This is a genomic window from Novosphingobium sp. BL-S-21 (assembly GCF_055521655.1).
Genome location: NZ_CM145495.1, coordinates 71,158 through 89,243, shown reverse-complemented (window position 1 = coordinate 89,243; position 18,086 = coordinate 71,158). Strand labels below are relative to the sequence as shown.

Here is an 18,086-nt window from a genome sequence, read left to right as displayed (position 1 = left end):
CCTAGGTCTCGTCCGTATCGATGGCCCGGCTGAGCCGGCGCCGGAACAGCAGGGTCAGCGCGGTAGCGACGGCCACGAGCGCGAAGACAGCGAGCGCGACGTGGCCGAAGCGCCGGAGGTGGCCGAAAGCCAGCTCCACGACCTGCCCGAAGCTGTAGCCGATCCCGGCGATCACCACGCCCCATACCGCCGCCGCCAGCGCGTTGAGCGCCACGAAGCGGCGGGCAGGGATGTTCGAGGTGCCGATGGCGATGGGGCTGATCGTGCGCAAGCCGTAGAGGAAGCGGAAAGCCAGGATGAAGCCGGTGGGATAGCGCTCCAGCAGCTTGAGCACGCGGGCGAATGCCTTCCGTTCGGTGACTTTGCGCACCAGCCTGTGCATGCGGAAGCGGCGGCCGAGCAGGAAGAAGAACTGGTCCGCCACGAAAGAGCCGATGGCGGCGGCGGCCATGACGCCCGAAAGCGGCATCAGGCCCTGGTGCGCGATGAGACCGCCGGACATGACCACCGTCTCGCCTTCCACCGCCGCGCCCAGCGCCACGGCGGGAAGGCCGAACCGGGCGATCAGCGCCGCTATGGACATTGCGGGTATGCGCCCAACCGGACGCGCGCCGGGGCGGGGTCCATCGGGGGCGTGCCGGTCAGAGCTTGTCTTCCACCACCCGCAGGCGTGCACCCGCGCCGACGGCGATGGAGGCGCCGTCGGGATATTCGACCACGCCGTCCGGACGAAACATGGCGAATTCCACCGTATCCATGCTGCCGTTGATGGTGATCGGCGTGATCGTGGACATCGGCACCGTATCGCCCTTCACCTTAAAGGTGTCGATCCGCCAGGCCAGGACCTGGTCCATCTCGGCCGAATCCGTGCGCTCACGGCCCTTGCGGGTCTCGGTGGAGAGGTAATAGCCTTCGGTTGCCGGCACGCATGCCGTTGAAATAAGCTCGTGATCTACCACGCCGTTTCGTCCTAGTGTGCCCCCGCGGGCGTTCCCGGCGCTTTGCACGGGATCGACCACGCAGGCCTAATCTAGCCGCGCTTACGGCATCCTTACAGGGTGTTTTTCACAGGTATTTTCATTAGGGCAACACTTGCCGGGCCAGGCCTGTCTGCGGATTCCGTTGCCGCCTGGCTACCGTCGGCGCTCTCGATGCCTTCGGCGCGGGCGGCGCCATATTGCGCTTCCCAGGCGGCCAGATCGCTGCGGTATTGCTCATAGCTGTCGAAGAAGGCGCGGAACGGGGCCTCGGCACTGGCCAGGGCCGAGGGCGCGAAGCCTTCGAGCTGGGCCGGGGTCACGGCTTGAAGCGAACCCGTCAGCTCCAGCGCGGCGCGGCAAAGCGAGGGCACTACCGGTGGCAGCGCGAAGAAGTTGTAGACCTGCGTCTGGTAGGCCTCGCGTTCGCGAATGGCCTTGGCGCCGAAGCGGGCGCGAAATTCCTTGTCGAGCGTCTTGTTGGTGGCCGCCAGGGACTTGGCGTACTTCTTCTGGAACTCGCTGTACCCCGCCAGGATCGGCGCACCATCGGCCCCGGTGCAGTTGAGCGCCGCCACGTTGTAGGCGGAGCGCAAGTTCCAGATCGCCTGCGCGGGGGAGAGCGCGCTGTTGACGGTATGGCGCGCGCCGTCGGCGGCGCGGGCGGGAATGGCCATGCTGGGAGAGGCGCCCATCGGCGGCATCGGGCGCGGCGGCACCACCACCACGGGCGGCGGCGGGGGCGGCGGCACTTCGGCCACTTTCGGCGCACTGCAGCCCGCCAGCAGCGCGGCCAGCGCCGTGGCGGCCGCGGCGGCGAGAATTGCAGTCTCGCGGGAAACCGCTGCGGTCATCGTCCTGTCCATTCCATCACCCCGTCCATTGGTCTCATGCCGAATTGTCACGCCTTGCGCCGCCGCCGCCGTCCCAGCAGCCGCGATCCGAGCAAGGTCAGCCCCATTGCCGTGGCCGCCAGGGCCAGTCCGCCCAGCAGCAGCTTGCCCTCGTCGATCGCCAGCGCCGCGCCCAGCGGTCCGGCGGCGAGGTAGCCGGGGGCGAACATCAGCGGCACCCAGAGGCAGGCCGAAGCGACGTTGGCGATCTGGAAAGGCCGCCGGGGCATGGCCAGAACGCCGGCCACCAGCGGCACCGTCGCGCGGATCGGGCCGAGGAAGCGGCCCATGAAGATCGCCGCGAAGCCGTATTTGCGGAAGAACAGCCGGGTGCGCGCCACGGCCGGACGGTGGCGGTTCAGCGGCCAGCGGCGATAGACGCGCGGGCCGATGCGGTTGCCGAAGGCGTAGGAGACCCAGTCCCCGAGGATCGATCCTGCCACTGCCCAGAGGAAGATCGGCCAGGCTTCCAGCGCGTCGGCGCCGATGAGGCCGCCGATCGCCAGCATGACGGCGGTGGCCGGCACGAACAGGCCGACGATGGCCAGCGACTCCCCGAAGCAGAGCACACCCACCACCGGCCCGGCCCAGATGCCGTGGGTCGATACGAAGGCGCTGGCCTGGGCGATCATGCCTTCCATGGCAGGGTCAGGCCCCGCCCGGATCAGGGCGCGTGTCGAAACCGCGGGGAGAACGCCCCCCAGAGACAAAGTTCGGCGCTACGCTCACGCGGCGCGGCTCAGGGCTTCGGCGGGGCATGGTTCGGCAGAGCAGGCGGCGGCGGGGCAAGTGTCAGCCGGGGAGAGGCTGCGCCCGAGCACGTCCATGTAGCAGGCCAGCACCTGGTGCGAGGCGGCGTCCCAGTCGTAGGCCTTGCTCGCCTCGCGCGCGAAAGCGCCCATCCGGGCACGGCGGCGGCTGTCGCTCACCAGCAGGCGCAAGCCATCCAGAGCGCCCTCCTCGTCCCCGGGGGCGTAGAGCAGGCCGGAGCCGCCCTCCAGCAGGTTGCGCCCGCTCGGCATGTCGACGCAGACGGTGGGCAGGCCCGAGGCCATGGCCTCCAGCGTGACGTTGCCGAAAGCCTCGGTCGTGCTGGGATTGAGGAACAAGTCGGCGCTGGCCACGGCGCGGCCTAGTTCAGCGCCCATGAGGTGGCCGGCGAAACGGGCCTGAGGCAGCTTCTGCTCCAGCCAGGCGCGCTCGGGGCCGTCTCCCACGATCAGCGGGCGGACCGGCAGGCCCTCCGCGATCAGGCGGCGGCAGAGCGCGACGAAGGCGGCCAGGCCCTTTTCGCGCACCAGGCGGCCAAAATGGAGCACGGCCACTTCGCCTTCGGCCACGCCCATCGCGCGGCGCCAGCCTAGGTCGCGCGCATGCGGCGTGAACTGCGTGCGGTCCACCCCGCGCCCCCAGAGCCGCGTGCGACCGGCTAGTCCGGCCTCGGCAAATTCCGCGGCGATGGCGGGGGTGGGCACCAGGATGCGATCCGAATTGCGGTAGAAGCGCGCGAGGTGCCGCTCCATCGCCGGGCGCACGAGGCCCGCGCCGTAGAAGGCGGCATAAGTCTCGAAGCGGGTGTGCAGGCTGGAGACGACCGGGATGCCGGCCTGCCGCGCCAGGCGCTGGGCGGCGGTGCCGGTCCAGTCGGGCGCGGAGACGTGGACGATCTCCGGCGCGAACTCGGCCAGATTGGCGCGGATGCGGCGCGGCAGGCCCAGCCCCAGCCGATAGTCGCCGCGCCCCGGGATCCTCACCGAAGGGACCGATATCAGCGTTCCTTCGGGCGCGAAGGCGGGGGCGGGCGCCGTCGGCGAATAGACGCGCACGGTGCAGCCGCGCCGCTCCAGATAGCCGACCAGCCGGTTGAGCGCCTGGTTCGCGCCGTCGCGGACGTAGTTGTAGTTTCCCGAAAAGAGCGCGACGCGCGGGCGCCGGCTGGAAGCGGGCGCGCGGGGGGGAAGGGGGCGTGGCAGGGACGGGCGTTCTTCGGGCGCGATTTCGACTTGCGGCTTCATGTCCTGGTTTCGATTTGCGGCGCGGTCCGTTCCGCCCGCCGCTCGGCGCCGCGCTATTCCGCCTTGGCTTACCGCAACCTTACAGCCTGCCGGTGCGTGGGAGGATGTGCGCAGGGGCGCATGTCTGTTGCGCGCCGGTTCCATCCCCGCGATAGATGGGGGGATGACTGGCACTCCGATCACTCCCGCCCCGCGGCTCCCCGAAGGCGCGCCATGCGGCTGCTGATCGTCGAGGACAATGCCGAGCTGGCCGAGCTGATCGGCATGCACCTTCGCGACGGGGGCTTCGGCAACGATATCGTCGCCACCGCGGAAGAAGCGCGCATCCTGGTGGAGGCGGGCAACCACGCCGCGCTGCTTCTCGACCTTGGCCTGCCCGACCAGGACGGCATCGCCCTGCTCCGCTCGCTGCGGGCTGCCGGCCATTACCTGCCGGTGCTGGTGCTGACCGCGCGTTCGGCCATTGCCGACCGGGTCGCCGGGCTCAATGCCGGGGCCGACGATTACCTGCCCAAGCCATTTGCCGCGGAGGAACTGATCGCCCGCGTGGCCGCGCTGCTGCGCCGCTCCATGGGCGAGAACGGCAGCGAGATCGCCTGCGGCCGCTTGCGCTACGACGTGGCCTCGCAGACGGTGCGGGTGGGGCGGAACGGAGAGGTTTCCAGCATCGTCCTGGCCCCGCGCGAGGTTCAGTTGCTCGACCTGCTGATGCGCCAGCGAGACAAAGTGGTGCGCAAGACCCAGATCGAATCCGTGTTCTTCGGCCTTGGCGAGGAATTCTCCTCCAATGCTGCCGAAGTCAGCGTGCACCGGCTGCGCAAGCGGCTGACGGCGCTGGAGGCGGGGGTGGAGATCGTGACGGTGCGCGGCCTGGGCTACCTGCTGCGCGCCGCGCCGGAAGCGGCACCTGAAGTCTCGTCCCCCGATCCGGCCACCCATCCGGCCCCCGATCCGGCGCCCTGATGCCAACCCATTCGATCCTGCGCCGCATCCTGTTGCTCCATGCGGCGGCCACGCTGGTCACGGCGGTCCTGGCGGCCTGGGGCGCGATGCTGCTGATCGACAGCACGGGGGACCGGCTGCAACGCCAGATCCTGGACGAATATGCCCTGAAGATGCAGCACGGGCTCCACCGGCAGGGGGGCGGCTGGACGATCTCGGAGGAAACCGCCTCGGCCCTGCGCGGCGGCGGCTCCAGCTTCAGTTTCTGGATCGAGGACGAGGGGCGGCCCGTCGCCATCGAGAACTTGCGCTCGGACCCTTCGCTGTCAGTGCCGATGCGGGCGGGCGCGGCCTATTTCAAGCGAGTGCGCGGGCCGCGGATCTATTCCGGCGTTTCCATGCCGCTGATGGGCGAGCGGGGCAGCTGGCTGGTGATCGTGCAGAACCTCGACCATCCAGACGTGATCTTCGACGACTTGCGCGCCGATATCGCGGTGGTGGGCGGGGTGCTGCTGGCGGTGTTCCTGGTGGGGTTGCTGGCGGTGGACGCCTATATCGTGCGCCAGTCGCTGGCGCCGCTCAAGCGGGCTTCGGGGCAAGTGGGGCAAGTCTCGCCCTATCAGCTCCAGCAGCGGGTGGACACGGCGGGCATGCCCGAGGAAGTCGTGCCGCTGCTCCAGGCGATCAATGCCGCGCTCGACAGGGTCGAGGAAGCCTACCGCATCGAACGCGACTTCGCTGCGGATGCGGCCCACGAACTGCGCACCCCGCTGGCGATCCTGCGCTTGTTGGTGGAGCAGGACGGTGCGCCCGAGGCGGTGCCCCGGCTGCAACGGCAGATCGACGCGCTGGAGGCCATGGTGGAGCGGCTGCTGCTGCTGGCGGAAGTGGACGCCATGGCCTGCGACCCCGGCGAAGTGACGGATCTGCGCGCCCTGGCAGAAGAACGCGTGGCGGGAATTGCGCCGCTGTTCATCGCCCGCGGGCAGGAGATCGAGATCGTCGGCGCTGAAAGCGTGCCCGTCTTCGCCGCGCACCACCTGGCCGCGCGTGCGCTCGATTCCCTGCTGGAAAACGCCATGAAGCACACGCCGGCCGGAACGCATGTGGTGGTGACCGTGGACCCCGCCGCCGAAATCCGCGTGGCCGATGACGGACCGGGCCTGCCGCCCGTCGCCGCCGGTGACGAACTCTTCGCGCGCTTCTCCTCGGCGCGGCGCGACTTCAAGAGCGGGTCGGGGCTGGGGCTGGCCATCGCCAGCGAACTCATGGCGCGGACCGGCGGCAATCTGGAGGCCGCCGAAAACCGCCCGCGCGGCACCGTGTTCCGCATGCGCTTCCACCCGGTGCCGACGGCGCCGCGCGGCGCGCGGCGGGGCTGAGAGGGATCAGGATTGCGCAAGGGGTCGCAGGAGCGACAGACGTGCGCAGAACCACCGCGCACGTCCGTCCTGCATGATGGCCGTCAGGGTTCCTGACGGGCTCCGTCGGCCTTGGCCAGGATCAGCGAGAAATCGCCTTGCGGGTCGGTCCAGTGCTCCAGTTCGCGCCAACCGCTGGCGGCCAGCAGTACGCGCATTTCCCCGGGGCGGTACTTGTGGCAATTCTCGGTGTGGATGGTTTCGCCGCCTTCCATGCGGAAGGGCTGGCCGTCCACCTCGAAGCGGATCGCGCGGCGGGCTTCCAGATGCATCTCGACACGGCTGGCCAGCGGATTCCAGCGCGAGACATGGCGGAATTCCCCGACCGGGATCGAGCCGCCCAGCTCGCGGTTGATGCGCTGGAGCAAGTTGAGGTTGAACAGGGCCGTCACCCCCTGCGCATCGTCATAGGCGGCGGTGAGCCGCTGCGGGTCCTTCACCCGGTCGATGCCGATCAGCAGGTGGGCATTCGTGCCCAGCGTCTCGCGCATGGAGCGCAGCAGGTCCACGGCGGCTTCCGGGGTGAGGTTGCCGATGGTCGATCCGGGGAAGAAGCCCAGCATGCTGCGCGCCTCGCCATCCTGCCGCAGCGGCAGGTGAACGGGGTTCATGAAGTTCGCTTCCACCGGCACGATGCGCAGCGCGGGGAACAGGCCCTGGAGCGCGGCGCAGGCCTCGTCCAGGAATTCGCCGCAGATGTCGATCGGCACATATGTCGCACGCGGCATGGATTTCAGCAGGATGCGCGTCTTGATCGAGCTGCCCGATCCGAATTCCACCACCGTGGCATCGCTGCCGATGCGCTCCGACACGGCGGGGCAATGGGCCTGGAGCAGTGCGGTTTCGGTGCGGGTGGGGTAGTATTCGGGGACCTGGGTGATCGCTTCGAACAGTTGCGATCCGCGCATGTCGTAAAACCAGCGCGCGGGCACCGCTTTTTGCGTTTGCGCAAGACCGCGCAGCACGTCGGCGCGGAAGGCGGGGTCTGCCTCGGGCGCTCTGGCAAGGGGACGGACAGTCGGATTCTCGTCATTCCTGGGGGCCGTGAAATACATGTCAGAGGCTCCTTGCGAGGCGAAGTCCGGTGAACTGCCAGCGCTGGTGGGGGTGGAAGAAGTTGCGGTAGGAAGGGCGGACATGGCCGCGCGGGGTGGCGCAGCTGCCGCCGCGCAGCACGAACTGGCTGGACATGAACTTGCCGTTGTATTCGCCCACGGCGCCCGCCGCCGGGCGATAGCCGGGCCAGGGGCGATAGGCCGAGCCGGTCCACTCCCAGACATTGCCGTAGAGCGAGGCGAAGCCGTCCACTTCCTCTTCCGCACGGGGCGCTGCGGGGCCGGCCCGGTCCAGTTGCAGGCCGCCAAGAGGATCGCGGCCACGCGCAGCGGCTTCCCATTCGTGCTCGGTGGGAAGGCGGGCCCCCGCCCATGTCGCGAAAGCATCGGCTTCGTAGAAGGAGATATGCGTCACCGGGGCTTCGGGATCGACGTCCTGCCAGCCCGCCAGCGTGAACTGTTTCCACTGCCGTCCGCCGCCGCGCCAGTAAAGCGGCGCTGAGATGGTTTCGACGCCCCCTGCGGCGCCGCGCACCCAGTCCCAGCCATCCGACAGCCAGAGCGCGGCCGTGCCGTAGCCCTGGTCGGCGATGAACTCGATCCACTCGCCATTGGTCACCGGGCGGTTGGCCAGGGCATGGGGGGCGAGCCAGGCGGGGTGGCGGGGCAGTTCGTTGTCGAAAGCGAAGCGCTCGTCCGGGCCGGCCCCGATCTCCGCCCGGCCCTCCGGCCCTTCGATCCAGCGCAGCGGGGCGCTGCGGGCCGGCGTGGAGGGCGGCTTGGAGGGTGCCGCATAAGCGGGGCCGAGCGGATTGCGCGAAAACAGGTGCTTGATGTCGGTCAGCAGCAGTTCCTGGTGTTGCTGCTCGTGCTGGATGCCCAGTTCCACCAACTCGCCGTGGCGTTCCAGCAGGAGGGGCATGGACTCCAGCATGGCGGCTTCCACATGGGCGCGATAGTCCAGCACGTCGGCCAGCGTGGGCCGCGTCAGCAGGCCGCGCTCGGGCCGGGCAAGGCGGGCGCCTTCGGCCTCGTAGTAGCTGTTGAACAGGAAGGGCCAGCGCGGATCGTGAAGGCGATAGCCGGGCACATGGTCGCGCAGGAGGAAAGTCTCGAAGAACCAGGTCGTATGCGCGAGATGCCACTTGGCGGGCGAGGCATCGGGCATGGACTGGACGGCGGCGTCGGCCTCGTTCAGCCCCTGCACCAGATCGCGGCTGAGATGGCGGGTTCGCTGGAATCTGTCGGCCATATCCCCGGGAGAGAGGGCGGGGCGCACGTCCGCACGGCTCGACTGTTCCTTCATCGTCTCTCCTTCCGCTACCCGCGTGGGCACGCCTCATGTTCGCCAGCGCCGGAAAAGAAGTCCAGCGCTCACGAAACGAAGGTATGTCGTAGGTAGTGCTCGGGAGGCCGCGAGGTTCCGAGCACCGGAAAAATCGCCATGCGATGCTACCGGCGGTGCCCCGTTATGGCCGGTGCGGTTGGGCGGAGCCGGGGTCGCGGGCGAAAAGCAGGGTGGCGCCCAGCACCACCGCTCCGGCGAGTGCCAGCGGCACGGCCAGGCCGACGCGGAGCAGCAGGGCCGCACCCAGGGCCGCGCCGAGGAAGATCGAGAGCACGGCGGCAAGGCGGCGCGCGAAGTTGGGGGAGACGCGCCCTGCCATGTCGGCGGCGATGCCGGTGATCGTCAGGGTGAGCACGGTGGTCGTCAGGTCCGGCACTTTCAGTGCGCGCACCGTGGCGTTGCGCAGGCCCATCGCGAAACCGGTGAGGGCGATGACCGAAAGCACGGCAATCTCCGGTGCCTGTGCGGCCACGTCGATACGGGTGGAAATCGCCGCGGCGACCCACAGCAAGCCGGCTTCCACCACGGCCGCGCGGATCAGCCAGCGGCGCAACGGCAGGTCGGTATGGGTCCGCGCCAGGCGTCCCGCTCCCCAGGCGCCGACCATGAAGGCCAGCAGCGCCAGCACCGCCGGCACGACCTTGAAGCCCGGCGTACCCGCGGCCGCAAAGCCCAGGAACACCACGTTGCCGGTCATGTTGGCAGTGAACACTTTGCCAAGCCCGAGCACCGAAGCGGCATCGACAAGGCCGGTCGTTGCGGACAGCAGCAGCAGCAGGCGCGGGAGGGACGTCTTGGCGGTGATGGTCGGGCCGGTTGTGGGCGAAGTCATGGCGGGGGGCTCCATCGGGACAGGTGTTATCGAATGCGCCGCCCAGGATGCGATCGGGGCGGACGGGAAAGCGTTGGTGGAGCCTTTGTCGCCAGAATCGCCCTTTCGGTGAAGCTGGATAAAACCCCGTCAATCGTTCGATGAAACTGAAAAGCGCCGGACCTTTCGGCCCGGCGTTTCGAAAATTGCCTGCTCGCTCTCGTGGCGGTCACTCCGGCGGGGTGACGCCGTGGCGGGTGAGGAAGGCGAAGATCGTCTCCCAGACGTGCTTGCTGATCATCGGTCCCTTCACCGCGTGGGTATAGCCGGGATAGAGCATCATCTCGAACGGGACGGCCTGGGCCTGGAGCTTCGAGATCAGCACGGTGCTGTTCTCGAACACCACGTTGTCGTCCGACATGCCGTGGATCAGCAGCAGGGGATCGCTGATCTTCGCGGCGTTCTCGATGGCGTCGGAGGCGGTATAGGCTTCCGGCTGCTTGCGCGGGTCGCCCATGTAGCGTTCGGTGTAATGGGTGTCGTAAAGCTCCCACTTGGTCACCGGCGCGCCCGAGATGCCTGCCGCATAAAGGCCGTGATCGGCCTGGAGCATCTTCAGCGTCATGTAGCCGCCGTAGGACCAGCCATAAGTCGCGATCTTCTTCGGATCGACGAAGTCCAGCGTCTTGAGATAGGCGGCGCCCGCGCGCTGGTCCGCCACTTCGACGGTGCCCAGCTTGTGGCGGATCTGGCTTTCGAACTTCACGCCGCGGTTCGGGCTGCCGCGGTTGTCGAGGCGGAAGTAGATATAGCCCTTGTCGACGATGGCCTGCGGCAGGGCGCCCAGCCACTGGCGCGCCACTTGCTGGCTATGCGGGCCGCCGTAGTGCTCGAAGAACACCGGGTAGCGCTTGCCGGGCTCCATCTTGGGCGTGATCATCAGCCAGTGCAGGTCGCTGCCATCCTCGGCCTTGACCGTGCCGAAGGTGGGCGTGCGGTGTCCGGCCAGATAGGGCGCATAAGGATGCGCGCCGTCGAGGCGGTTTTCCTCAACCCAGGCGAGGCGCTTGCCCTCGGCATCGGCGACATAGCTTTGCGAGGGCTGCGTGGGCGAGGAGCGGGTGACGACCAGCGTGCGGCCGTCCTTGTTCGCCACGGCGGCATTGAACCAGCCTTCCTCGGTCAGGCGCTGGGGCGTGCCCGGCCTGGCCAGGTCGATGGCGTAGAGCTGGGGGGACAGCACATCGTCCTTCGTGCCGGTGAACAGCACGCGCCCGCGCGCCTCGTCCACCGAGACGAGCTTGGTCACCGTCCACCGGCCCGAGGTCAGCTGCTGCCACTTGCCGTTCGCGAAGTGGTAGAGATGGCCGAAACCGTCGCGCTCGGACCACCAGATCAGGCTGCCGTCCTTGAGGAAGCGGTAGTTGCCGGACAAGTTGATCCAGGCATCCGGAGAGGCCTTTTCGGTGAAGAGCACGCTGCTCCTGCCGGTGGCCGGATCGACCGCCAGCATGTCGATCTTCGTCTGCGCGCGGTCCTGCCGCTGGACGTAAAGCGTCTTGCCATCGCGCGACCAGTTGACCCGGGCCACGTAGATGTCGCTGTCGGCACCCAGGTCGACCTGGACCTTGCCGCTGCCGTCCGGCTTCATCACGAAGAGGGAGACCAGCACGTTCGGCGTGCCCGCGGCCGGATAGCGCTGCTCGTAAGTGCGTGTGCCCTCCGCGCCGATCGCGGCGCGGGTGACGACCTTGACCGGGGCCTCGTCATAGCGCTCCACGGCGATGCGGCTTTCGTCCGGCGACCACCAATAGCCCGCCATGCGGTCCATCTCTTCCTGCGCCACGAACTCCGCCTCGCCCCAGTGCACGGTCTTGGCGCTTTCTTCGGGGGTGATCGGCTTCTGCGCGCCCTGTTCGAGCGAGCCCACCCAGAGCCGCTGTTCGCGCACGAAGGAGAGGTACTTGCCGCCGGGGCTGAGCGCGGAGTTCAGCTCGTCCTCCGGGGAATCGGTCAGGCGGCGCACCGAACCGTCCAGCCCGGCCAGGTAGAGATCGCCGTCGAGCGGAACGATGATCGAGCGGCCGTCGTCGCTCCAGTCATAAGCGACGATGCCCTTGAGATCGCCCACGCGCTTGCGTTCGCGCTGCATCTTTTCGGCTTCGGACAGCGGGCGGCTGGAGCCGAGCTTGAGCGAATCCACCAGCATGCGCCATTCGCCGCTCTCGCGGTCGTAGCCCCAGAGGTCGTAGCGCTGGCGGTCCTCGGTGCGATTGCGCAGCAGGGTGAGATAGCGCCCGTCCGGCGAGATCTTCACTTCGCGCGGCTGCGGTCCATCGAGCGAGGGGCTGGCGAAGACGCGCTGGAAATCGAGCGCGCCTGCAGCGATGTTCGGACGAGGGGCCGGACTGGCAGGGGTGTCGGCGGCCCGGGGGGCGGTCTTCTCGGTCACGGGGGCGGCCTCTGCGGAGATGAAGCTGGCGGAAACTGTGGCGCACAGGGCGGCAAGCAGCAGGGAGATTCTGGACATCGGACCCATGCCTAGAGCATTTTCTAGTCGGGTGGAATCACCTGTTGGCTCGGAAAATGCGACCGCTTCCGCGCGCTTGGAATCGCTTGCGGCGTCAAGGCGCGTTTTGCCGAATCGGCGCGGAAAAAGCCGCGTTCCCCGCGGGTTTCAGCCGTTTCCCTCGGGAAACATGGCGGTGTGTCCGGCGAAGAGGCGCTCAGGCGCCAGGCGGCTCGGCGCTTTCCTCCAGTTCGGCGATCTCGAAGACGAAGCCCTTCCAGCCCCGCATCCGCACCGCGTCCTGCGTGGCGGCGCGCCTTTTCTTGGCTTCCGCCAGCGAGCGGGTATGCCCCCAGAACACCTCAGTCTTGCCGTTTTCCAGCGTGGCGACAATGCGCCAGTAATGCGTGAAGGGGTCGGCGGTCGGCCCGATCGTCTTCACGTAGCCGTCCGGCATCCGCGCGGTGAGGTATCGCTTTTTCCTGCCCATGGGCCGGCGATAGGACGTCGCAGTGGCAATGTCAGCCGGGGCGCGGTAGGGGCAGGCCGATTTCAGGCAATTCCTTTCAGGCAGATCAGGCAGAGACATGGCCCGCAAGCATCCCAAACACGGCCCCTGGGAAGATCTCACCGAAGAGGAAGAGGCCCCTCCGCCGGTGCCGTGCTGGCTCTGCGGGCGGCCCACGGGCAAGACCATCGTCTGGCATCACCCCGTTCCCAAGAGCAGGGGCGGGCGCGATGTCGTGCCGATGCACCCGATCTGCCAGCAGACGCTGATCGCCAATTTCAGCAATTCCGAACTCCAGCGTCACGGCATGGATGTGGAGGGCCTGCTGCTCAATCCCAACGTGCGCAAGTTCGTGGACTGGGTGGCGAAGAAGGACCCGGACTTCACCGCCGCCATCACCAAAAAGCAGCGCTGACGGCCCGCGCCCTCGAAAGCCCTGCGCCGATCCTTTCCCGCTTCCCCCGCCCCGCGGCGCAGTCCCGCGGGCAGGGAGGGCGACGAGAAGCGGCCTTGACCGTACTTTCAGGACCCCTCCATGCATCTGACCCTCGAAGCCATCTCGTTCCTGGTCGCCATCGCGTTCGTGGCGGGCACGGTCGATGCCCTGGCCGGGGGCGGGGGACTGCTGACGATCCCGGCGCTGCTGATGGCGGGCGTGCCGCCGATCGCCGCGCTGGCCACCAACAAGCTGCAGAGCACGATCGGCACGGCCTCTGCCGTGGTCGCCTTCCTGCGCGCAGGCCGAGTGGATCTGCGCGCTTTCGCCGTGCCGGCGGCCGGGGCCTTCGCCGGATCGGTGCTGGGCGCCACGGCCGTCCAGCATGTCGATCCCGGCTTCCTCACCGCTTTCGTGCCGCTGCTGCTGATCGCGATGGGTCTCTATTTCCTGCTCGCACCGCCGATGAGCGAAGTGGACCGCCATGCCCGCCTCGGCGGCGCGGGGCTGACCGCCGTCTGCACCGGCATCGGCTTCTACGACGGTTTCTTCGGTCCGGGCACCGGTTCCTTCCTGACCACGGCGCTGGTGGCGCTGGGCGGGCTGGGTCTGGTGCGGGCCATTGCCAATACCAAGTTCATCAATCTGGCCACCAATGTGGCCGCGCTGCTGGCGATGGTGGCCGGCGGCAAAGTGCTGTGGGTTCTGGGCCTCTCCATGGCGGCGGCGAACATTGCCGGCAACCAGACCGGCGCCTGGCTGGCGATCCGCTTCGGCGGGCGCGGGGTGCGGCCGCTGCTGGTGGTCATGTCCTTCGCGCTGACCGTCAAGCTGCTGGCTGACCCGGCCAATCCCTTGTGGACGCTGTTCTAGGGAAGGCGCAGCATACCGCCCCGCCCCCCGCCGCGAACCGCACGGCAGGGTCGATCCGTCCGGCAAACCGGCGCCGCGCCCTTGGCAAGGCGGTACGCGATGTGAATAGGGGCGAGGTGAATAAATTTGCGCCTCGGGACCGATAGTCAGGCAACCGACAGGATGGACGCGCTTTGCCGATCAGCATGAAGGACGATGATTCGCGGTTCCCGCGCGCCGGAGCGCCCCTGTTCCTCGCCGCCTCGGCGCTTGCTGCCGTGGCGGCGGCGCCAGCCCTGGCCGATCCCGCTCCCTTCGAGCTGAGCGGCCCGGACTTGCGGATCGAGGTGACGCGCGGCCAGCAGACCCTGCCGATTGCGCAAGTGCCCAGCCTGGCCGAGGGGGACAAGCTCTCGATCCGCGCCGACCTGCCGGGCGACCAGGGCCAGAAGTTCCTGCTGACGTCCGCCTTCCTGCGCGGGGCCACCAATCCCCCGCCGAAGGACTGGGTCACCACCGCCAGCACCTGGAAGTCCAAGGACAAGGACAAGGCGCTGTCGCTCACCGTGCCCAAGGGCGCGCGGCAGGCGGTGCTGCTGATGGTGGCGGATACCGGCGGGGCGGAAGGCGTGCTGCTGGATGCGGTACGCGGCAAGCCGGGCGAATTCGTGCGCGCCAGCCAGGATCTGAACCAGGCCTCGCTTGACCATTCGCGCCTGGCCACCTTCATGGCCGCCATCCAGGCGCAGGACAACACCGGCCCGGAATACTTGCGCACCGTGGCCCCCGTGCTGGCGCGCAGCCTGTCCATCAAGCTCAATGACGAGTGCCTGTCCAAAGTCGTGGAGATGCAGGCCTCGTGCCTGCTGGAGAACCGCGAGGCGCTGGTGCTGAACGACGTGCACTCCAGTTCGCTGGCCGATACGCTGACGGGCACCCCCACCGATCTGGCCCTGCAGCTCAGCGCCACGCCCGAGGCGGGCGGCGGCTATTACAGCGCCTATATCGGTGTGGCGCGGGACATCGCGCGCATCTTCGGCGCCTTCAACAACCCCCAGTTCAATTACTTGCCTACGCTTTCGCTGCGCAAGGACGCCACGATGTCGCTGCTGCTCAATGCGGCGCCCTCGTTCCAGAAGCCGAAGTCGGTCATGGTCACGGCGCTGCCTGCGGTGGAGGCGGACATTCCCCCGCAGCTTCGCAGCATCGCCAAGGGGCCGGTCTGCATCGCCCGGCCCGGCGCCGTGCTGCCGGTGGAAGGCGCGCCCCTGGTCTATTCCACGGCCTTCGCGCACGACATGAAGGTCAAGCTCACTAACGGTTCCGGCCAGACGATGGACGTGGCGGCGGTGCCGCGCGCGGACCGGGGCGGCTACATGATCGGGCCGGACGAACTGCCCAGCGCCTTCACCGGATCGCTGCGCGCCCAGCTTCACGGCATGTGGGGCTTCGCGCCGTTCGGCGGGCCGGACTTCCTGCTGCAGCGGCCCGACGGCGCGGCCTGGAAAGTGGTGGGCGACGCTGACGGACTGGTGGTCGGCCGCGACAATGCTGTCACGCTGGAAGGCGCGGCGCCCTCCTGCGTGGAGGAAGTGCTGCTGAGGCAGGGCAGTGGCGCCCCCCGGTCGCTGGAATGGAAAGTGCAGGACGGCCAGCGGCTGACGTTCACCGTGCCGCTGGCCGCGGTGAACCCCGGCGAGATGCGCGTGGAAGTGCGCTATCAGGGCGCGAAGGGCCCGGAAACCGTCACGTTGCGCGCCCGCGCCGAAGCGAGCCGGGTCGACGGGTTCGAGTTTCACGCCGGAGACCGCCAGGGCGTGCTGACCGGCCAGCGGCTGGACCAGGTCCAGTCGCTGACGCTGAACGATGTAGAATACCGCCCGGATGGCCTTACCCGCGAGGATGCGGTCGATCGCCTGCGACTCTCGGTGAAAGCCGATCCGGCTCAGGTCAATTCGGCGCCCGGCACTCCGGGCCAGAACACGCCGGGCCAGAACGGTGCGGCGAAGACCACTCCCGCGCTTGAGCAAGGTGCTTCGGCAAAGGCCGTGGTGCGCCTGGCGGACGGGCGCAGCCTGACCCTGCCGGTGCGCGTGAGTGCTCCCCGCCTGCAAGTGGAGCTGCTGGGCCGCACGATCTATCCCGGCCCGGTCGCGCCGGGCGCCAGGGCGCTGGAACTGGGCGCGGGCGAACTTCTGCCTGACAACGGCGAACTGGTCTTCTCGGTAAAGGCCGCGCCGGGCGCCGGTTTCGGCACGCGCGACACGATCGAGATCGCCACGGCGGACGGCCCCGCGGTCGCTCGTCTTTCGGCCGGCAAGGGGCTGACGCTGGAGAGCCGCCAGGTGCTCGTCGCCCGGCTCAAGGCCGCCGACCTGCCTGCCGGCGCCTTCGGCCCGCTGCGCTTCCGTCTGGCCGGGGGTGAGACCACGGGGGACTGGACGCCGCTGACCACGCTGGCCCGGCTGCCCCGGATCGAGAACCTCGCCTGCGACAAGGACGGCGCGAAACAGGAGGCCGGGGCAGGGACCGGGGCAGCGACCGGAGCAGGGGCGGCAACACCCTGTACGCTCACTGGGCGGGACCTGTTCCTGATCGGCTCCGTCTCGGCGGAGCCCACTTTCGCCCAGCCCGCGGCAGTGCCCACCGGCTTCACCGGCTCCAGCCTGCCCGTGCCGCGTCCCGTGGCCGGAAAGCTCTACCTGCGCCTGCGCGATGCGCCCGATACCGCGGTGGCCCTGCCGCAATCCTGAGCTTTCGCCCCACATGGCGCTTTCGGACTTTTCGATCCTTGGCTTCTCAATTCGTTAGGCATTGCTATGTAGGCTGCCGCTGTCCGGGTGCGCGATGCCCGGACGCGCGAATGGGGCAGCGAAGCAGCGACATGGACCTGGCCGGATGATCGAACGCGGCGGCGCGAAAGCATGGGCCGGCGGCAAGCCGGCCGTTCCGGCGCTGACGGTGGCCGTCGGCAGCCTCTCGGTGCGCGCCGCGGGCCCTGCCGGTCTGCTGGGTCTCGATGTGGCCGGAACGGTGGAGGAAGACGATGTCCTGCCTTCCTGGGGCCACGAGGGCGCCGAAGTCGCGCTTTGCGTGAATCCCGCAGGCACGGCCTTTCTGGAAGGCGTGCTAGGCCAGGGCCGCGTCTATGCGGACCGTATCGAAGTGGACATCGTCCTGCCGGCCGGCGAGGCGGAAGCGCTGGCGTCCCGGCTCGCCCAGCCCGCCCCATCCCACGCCCGCCCATCCCGCCACCGCCTGCGCCTGACCGCGCAGCCGATCACCGAGACCCTGCTGCGCATCACCGGCTTCGAGATCTGCTGATTCCGCGCGCTCCGGGCGCAAAAGAGGTAGCAGGCCACTCGCAATAGCTGCGCCCCGGCCAGGCCGAGCGGCTATCCTGATCCCGGTGCGGATAGGCGAGGAACCGGGGCATGGGCGGGACGACTCTGTGAAGACGGCGGTCGACCGCCTGCTGAAACCCCTGGGCCTTCAGGCGCGGCCGGACGATCCCGGACCCTATTGGCCCCGGCGCCGCACCGACCGGATCCACCACCCCTTCCTGTTCCTGCTGACGCCGCCGGGCGCGGGCACGACCGCGATCGCGCGTCATGTGGCCGATCGTGCCGATGTCGGCGGGCTTCACTCCAGCTTCGAAGGGCAGCGCCTGGTGCGCGGGCTGATGGACGCGGACCAGTGGCTCGACCGCAAGTTCGTGGACTACGAAGCGGTGCTCGGGGCCTGGAACGCACGCATCGCCGAAGCCGAGCGGAGCCGCGGCCGGGCGTTCTTCCTGGAGAAGAGCCCGCCCAACCTCGTCCGCTACGAAACGCTGTTCGGTCATTTCAGCGACTACCGCGTCGCCGTGTGCAACCGTGCGCCGCTGACCAATATCGATGCTCAGCTCAAGCGCTATGCCCTGCCCGCCTATCGCGGCGTCCCGCGCGACCGCGTGGTGCGCGACCTGGCACGGACGTGGATCTGGAGAAGCGGCCTGCTGCGCACCGCGATCGAGCGGCACGGCTATCCGCTGGTCACTTACGAACGCTTCCGCCGCGATCCCGATGCGATCCTGTCGGCTTTCGGGCTGGAAGTCGGCCCGCCCGCATCAGCGGCGGCCGAAGAGCATCGCAGCGCTTCGTCGCAGGTTCTCATGCTGTCGACCGGGGAGCGGCGGATCGTGGCCGAAACGGTGGCCGAAGCGCCGGACCTGCTGGCGTTCTTCGGCTACGAGGCCGAACGCCCAGCTGATTAGAGGGGCCGCCGATTAAAGGGTCCGCCGACCAAGGAGCCAATGCGGCCCCGTCGCCCCCGATCCG

At 68.8% G+C, this 18,086-nt stretch carries 17 protein-coding genes; 7 read left to right on the top strand and 10 right to left on the bottom strand.

Annotated features, from left to right (window positions below):
* Position 1: 1 nt before the first annotated feature.
* The 5 genes from ACZ1J6_RS00365 to ACZ1J6_RS00345 all read right to left on the bottom strand — a co-directional run bounded on the left by ACZ1J6_RS00365 (position 2) and on the right by ACZ1J6_RS00345 (position 3,885).
* Entirely contained in the window at positions 2-583 is a 582-nt protein-coding gene (locus tag ACZ1J6_RS00365) for a DedA family protein (protein WP_431567912.1), read from the bottom strand.
* A gap of 58 nt (positions 584-641) precedes the next feature.
* Complete coding sequence (locus ACZ1J6_RS00360; protein WP_465127321.1) at positions 642-926, bottom strand: hypothetical protein; 285 nt, start codon at positions 924-926, stop codon at positions 642-644.
* 125 nt (positions 927-1,051) lie between these two features.
* Complete coding sequence (locus ACZ1J6_RS00355) at positions 1,052-1,831, bottom strand: hypothetical protein (protein ID WP_431567913.1); 780 nt, start codon at positions 1,829-1,831, stop codon at positions 1,052-1,054.
* Between the two features lie 47 nt (positions 1,832-1,878).
* Positions 1,879-2,511: a DedA family protein gene (locus ACZ1J6_RS00350; protein ID WP_134093699.1), complete on the bottom strand. Its 633-nt coding sequence runs from the start codon at positions 2,509-2,511 to the stop codon at positions 1,879-1,881.
* Between the two features lie 84 nt (positions 2,512-2,595).
* A complete protein-coding gene (locus tag ACZ1J6_RS00345) occupies positions 2,596-3,885 on the bottom strand; it encodes a glycosyltransferase family 4 protein (protein WP_431567914.1) in 1,290 nt (429 codons plus the stop codon).
* 213 nt (positions 3,886-4,098) lie between these two features.
* Here ACZ1J6_RS00345 and ACZ1J6_RS00340 point away from each other — a divergent pair, with 213 nt between their 5' ends.
* Both ACZ1J6_RS00340 and ACZ1J6_RS00335 read left to right on the top strand, forming a co-directional pair.
* On the top strand, positions 4,099-4,848 hold the full coding sequence (locus ACZ1J6_RS00340; protein WP_431567915.1) for a response regulator: 750 nt from the start codon (positions 4,099-4,101) through the stop codon (positions 4,846-4,848).
* The gene (locus tag ACZ1J6_RS00335; protein ID WP_431567916.1) at positions 4,848-6,209 is read left to right on the top strand and encodes an ATP-binding protein; all 1,362 of its coding nucleotides are present in this window, start codon (positions 4,848-4,850) and stop codon (positions 6,207-6,209) included. Before ACZ1J6_RS00340 ends, ACZ1J6_RS00335 begins: the two co-directional genes overlap by 1 nt.
* 83 nt (positions 6,210-6,292) lie before the next feature.
* On the opposite strand, the gene egtD is transcribed toward ACZ1J6_RS00335, so the two are convergent.
* From egtD to ACZ1J6_RS00310, 5 genes are all read right to left on the bottom strand, one after another.
* On the bottom strand, positions 6,293-7,303 hold the full coding sequence (gene egtD, locus ACZ1J6_RS00330; RefSeq protein ID WP_431567917.1) for an L-histidine N(alpha)-methyltransferase: 1,011 nt from the start codon (positions 7,301-7,303) through the stop codon (positions 6,293-6,295).
* Between the two features lies 1 nt (position 7,304).
* Positions 7,305-8,609, bottom strand: a complete 1,305-nt coding sequence (gene egtB / locus ACZ1J6_RS00325) for an ergothioneine biosynthesis protein EgtB (RefSeq protein ID WP_465127320.1) — start codon at positions 8,607-8,609, stop codon at positions 7,305-7,307.
* A gap of 163 nt (positions 8,610-8,772) precedes the next feature.
* Positions 8,773-9,483: a YoaK family protein gene (locus ACZ1J6_RS00320; RefSeq protein WP_431567919.1), complete on the bottom strand. Its 711-nt coding sequence runs from the start codon at positions 9,481-9,483 to the stop codon at positions 8,773-8,775.
* Between the two features lie 208 nt (positions 9,484-9,691).
* Positions 9,692-11,992: a S9 family peptidase gene (locus tag ACZ1J6_RS00315; RefSeq protein ID WP_431567920.1), complete on the bottom strand. Its 2,301-nt coding sequence runs from the start codon at positions 11,990-11,992 to the stop codon at positions 9,692-9,694.
* Between the two features lie 196 nt (positions 11,993-12,188).
* Positions 12,189-12,461: a hypothetical protein gene (locus ACZ1J6_RS00310; RefSeq protein ID WP_431567921.1), complete on the bottom strand. Its 273-nt coding sequence runs from the start codon at positions 12,459-12,461 to the stop codon at positions 12,189-12,191.
* A 97-nt stretch (positions 12,462-12,558) separates the two neighbouring features.
* Between ACZ1J6_RS00310 and ACZ1J6_RS00305 the strand changes: the two genes are divergently transcribed.
* The 5 genes from ACZ1J6_RS00305 to ACZ1J6_RS00285 all read left to right on the top strand — a co-directional run bounded on the left by ACZ1J6_RS00305 (position 12,559) and on the right by ACZ1J6_RS00285 (position 18,022).
* Positions 12,559-12,894 carry a hypothetical protein gene (locus tag ACZ1J6_RS00305; RefSeq protein WP_465127319.1) on the top strand — a complete coding sequence of 112 codons (336 nt, stop codon included), beginning with the start codon at positions 12,559-12,561 and terminating at the stop codon, positions 12,892-12,894.
* 120 nt (positions 12,895-13,014) lie between these two features.
* On the top strand, positions 13,015-13,788 hold the full coding sequence (locus tag ACZ1J6_RS00300) for a TSUP family transporter (protein WP_132267748.1): 774 nt from the start codon (positions 13,015-13,017) through the stop codon (positions 13,786-13,788).
* A 185-nt stretch (positions 13,789-13,973) separates the two neighbouring features.
* Entirely contained in the window at positions 13,974-16,520 is a 2,547-nt protein-coding gene (locus ACZ1J6_RS00295; RefSeq protein ID WP_431567922.1) for a hypothetical protein, read from the top strand.
* A gap of 145 nt (positions 16,521-16,665) precedes the next feature.
* Positions 16,666-17,091 carry a hypothetical protein gene (locus tag ACZ1J6_RS00290; protein ID WP_431567923.1) on the top strand — a complete coding sequence of 142 codons (426 nt, stop codon included), beginning with the start codon at positions 16,666-16,668 and terminating at the stop codon, positions 17,089-17,091.
* A 127-nt stretch (positions 17,092-17,218) separates the two neighbouring features.
* Positions 17,219-18,022: a hypothetical protein gene (locus ACZ1J6_RS00285; protein WP_431567924.1), complete on the top strand. Its 804-nt coding sequence runs from the start codon at positions 17,219-17,221 to the stop codon at positions 18,020-18,022.
* Positions 18,023-18,086: the final 64 nt, after the last annotated feature.